At 64.6% G+C, this 3,155-nt stretch carries 3 protein-coding genes; 2 read left to right on the top strand and 1 reads right to left on the bottom strand.

The genetic code is table 11. The features are described 5' to 3' along the window. On the bottom strand, positions 1–709 hold a 709-nt coding region (senB, locus tag QZT63_RS02110; protein WP_290648166.1), incomplete at its 3' end, for a selenoneine biosynthesis selenosugar synthase SenB. Between the two features lie 31 nt (positions 710–740). Between senB and senA the strand changes: the two genes are divergently transcribed. Then, on the top strand, positions 741–2,078 hold the full coding sequence (senA, locus tag QZT63_RS02115) for a selenoneine synthase SenA (RefSeq protein WP_290648168.1): 1,338 nt from the start codon (positions 741–743) through the stop codon (positions 2,076–2,078). A 95-nt stretch (positions 2,079–2,173) separates the two neighbouring features. Next, the gene (locus QZT63_RS02120; RefSeq protein ID WP_290648170.1) at positions 2,174–3,058 is read left to right on the top strand and encodes a putative selenate ABC transporter substrate-binding protein; all 885 of its coding nucleotides are present in this window, start codon (positions 2,174–2,176) and stop codon (positions 3,056–3,058) included. Positions 3,059–3,155 lie beyond the last annotated feature (97 nt).

The raw sequence follows: 3,155 nt of genomic DNA on the forward strand, positions 1-3,155 counted from the left end.
CCTCCGAGACCACATTGGCGCCGCCTTCCATGACCGAGCTCATGACCATGAGCCGGGCCTGCCCCATGAGTCGGCGCACCTCGCCGTGGGCCACCTCACCGCGCCAGCGAAACCGCGGGTTGGATTGCGCCTCCGCGAGCGCGGCCGCTTCCCATTCGGCATTGTGGGGCTTTCCCATGTGGACCACGCGCAACCGGGAGTGCTCCGGCAGTTCCCGCACGGCGTAGGCGGCGCGCAGGGAGTCCTTCTCCTCGCGCAGGTGACCGGCAACGCAGACGTCGAACCAGGATTGGACCGGCGCCAGCCGCCGCGACAGCGGGCGGGCGGACTGAAATACCGTGTGCAGCCGCTGGTGGAATCGTGCTGGAATGTCGTCACAAACGCGGTCATGCAGGCCGATCAGGGCATGGGCGCGTGCCATGCTCCCCAGGGTCGCCTCCGGATGACTATGCTGAAACTTATAGATATCGGTTCCGGTGAGGACGACGACCAGTGGCCGATCGGGCCAGCGGTCGCTGAATGCGCGGATGGATTCGGCGCTGCGCCAGGCGTGCAGGGCGATCATCAGCTCGGCCTGGCGCCCGTTGTGCTCCATGGCAATATGGACGCGGTGGCCCAGCTCGCGCAGAAAACGCCCCCAGCGGGTGGCAGTGGCGCGGTTCCCGGCCCGGGATTGCCGGCCGGCGGGCGTAATCAAGCTGATCTTCATGGATTCTGATTCCTGGCAGGGGGTTCGAGAAATGGCCGACTCCATTGACGTCCCGACAACCCGGCGACTTCATTGCAATGAGCTGATCCGAATACTGGACGATGCCCGCCGGCGCACCCTGGATCTCACCCGGGATCTCACCGGTGATCGTCAGTTTGGGCCGAATCTTAGCATCGTCAATCCGCCGCTCTGGGAAGTGGGCCATGTGGGGTTCTTCCATGACTACTTCGCGCTGCGCACGCTCTATGGCCTGCCAGACTACCAGCAGCCCGATGCCGAGCGCCTGTATGACTCCAGTAGTATCCACCACGACGATCGCTGGGATTTGCCGTTGCCCACCATGCAGGGCACGCTGGATTACCTTGAGTCGGTGCGCAATGCCATGGTCGAGCGGCTTCCCGGCGGCGAGGCGACCGAGGCGCAGAGCTATGTCTATCAGCTCACCATCCTGCACGAGGATATGCATGCCGAGGCCTTTACCTACACCCGGCAGACTCTGGGGTATCCGCCGCCGGAGTTCACCGATGGTGTCACACCGCCCGAAGCGGAGATAACCGGCACCTTGCCCGGGGATGCCGAGGTGCCCGGGGGAGCCCACCAGCTGGGCTCGGATGCGAGCGTGCCCTTTCGCTTCGATAACGAGAAGCAGCCGCATACCGTGGAGGTGCCGGGCTTTGCCATCGCCAGGGCGCCGGTGACCAACAGCGAGTATCAGGCGTTCGTCGAGGACGCGGGCTACCAGCGCCCGGAGCTCTGGAGCAAGGCGGGCTGGCAGTGGCGACAGGAGCGGGAGCAGGAGGCGCCGTTATACTGGCGCCGCCGCGGGGCCGGTTGGGAGCAACGCTGGTTCGATCGCTGGCTGCCGCTGGCGCCCCATCATCCCGTGTGTTTTGTGAGCCTCTACGAAGCGCAGGCCTACTGCTGCTGGGCCGGGCGGCGGTTACCCACGGAAGCGGAGTGGGAGGTCGCCGCCAGCCGCGTGCCCACGCCGGACAATCGGGCACTGGAGCCGGGCAAGCGGCTGTATCCTTGGGGTGATGCGCCGCCGTCACCGTCACTGGTCAATATGGACGGGCACCGCCTGGGCTGCGTGGATGTGGCGGCATTCCCCGAGGGCGACAGCGCCCTGGGCTGCCGGCAGATGCTGGGCAATGTGTGGGAATGGACGTCTTCGTTGTTTAAACCCTATCCAGGGTTTGAAACGGATCTATACAAAGACTATTCTAAGCCGTGGTTCAAGGAAGGCCGCCATGTTCTGCGGGGCGGCGCCTGGGCGACACGCAGTCGCCTGGTGCATAACGGGCACCGCAACTATTTCACGCCGGACCGCAATGACATCTTTGCCGGTTTCCGCACCTGCGCGCCATGACGCGTCATCCGCGGCGCAGGTGGGCTCCTGCGGGACGTTCGAGACGATCAACCCACAATCCGGCTGCTCGCCGGTGTTTTCTCCTGGAGATCATCATGTACAAGTATCTGCGTTACGGAGTGTACAAGCATATCGTCTACCCAATTGCTTTGGCCTTCGCCTTTGCAACCGGAAGCGCCAGTGCCCAGTCGTTTGTATTCACCGCCATCCCCGACGAAGACGAAACCCGCCTGCAGGAACGCTTTGACATCGTCGCCGAGTACCTCTCCGAGGAGCTGGACGTGGACGTGCGCTACGTGCCGGTGAAATCCTACGCCGCCGCGGTCAGCGCCTTCCGTAACAACCAGGTGCAGCTCGCCTGGTTCGGCGCGGTCTCAGGCGTTCAGGCCCGGGAATTGGTACCCGGCTCCCAGGCCATTGCCCAGGGTGTCGAGGACGCGGAATTCCGCACCTACTTCATCGCCAACGAGGACACGGGGCTCGAGCGCAGCGACAGCCTGCCGGAGGAGCTGCGCGGGAAGACCTTTACCTTTGGTTCCAAGGGCTCGACCTCCGGGCGGCTCATTCCCGACTACCACATCCGCGAGCAGTTCGGCGAAAGCCCGGACGATGTCTTCAGCCGCGTGGGCTACAGCGGCAACCACAGCCGCACCATGGCGCTGGTGGAGTCCGGCGCCTACCAGGTGGGCGCGGTGAACTTCGCCTCCTGGGTAAAAGACACCGACTCCGGGGCGGTGGATACCGACCGCGTGCGCGTGATCTGGAAAACTCCCACCTTTACCAATTATCAGTGGACCATCCGCGGCGACGTGGATGAGCGCTTCGGTGACGGCTTCAGCGACCGTGTTCGGCAGGCGTTGCTGGATATGGACGACCCCGACCTGCTGGCCAGCTTCCCGCGCGAGGGTTTCATCCCGGTGGCGAACGAGGATTACGACGTCATCCGGGAGATGGGACGCGAGCTGGATCTGATCGACTAATGCAGCCCCTGGTCCTGAGCGCCGTGAGCGCCGATTACGGGGGTGAGCGTGTGCTTGGCCCCCTGAGCCTGACGATTGAGCCTGGGCAGCGCGTCGC

The organism is Aquisalimonas sp., assembly GCF_007120195.1.
Taxonomy (GTDB): domain Bacteria; phylum Pseudomonadota; class Gammaproteobacteria; order Nitrococcales; family Aquisalimonadaceae; genus Aquisalimonas.

Coding starts and splice junctions, on each gene's coding strand:
- QZT63_RS02120 (WP_290648170.1), top strand. CDS start 2,174: ATGTACAAGTATCTGCGTTACGGAGTGTACAAGCATATCGTCTACCCA.
- senA (WP_290648168.1), top strand. CDS start 741: ATGGCCGACTCCATTGACGTCCCGACAACCCGGCGACTTCATTGCAAT.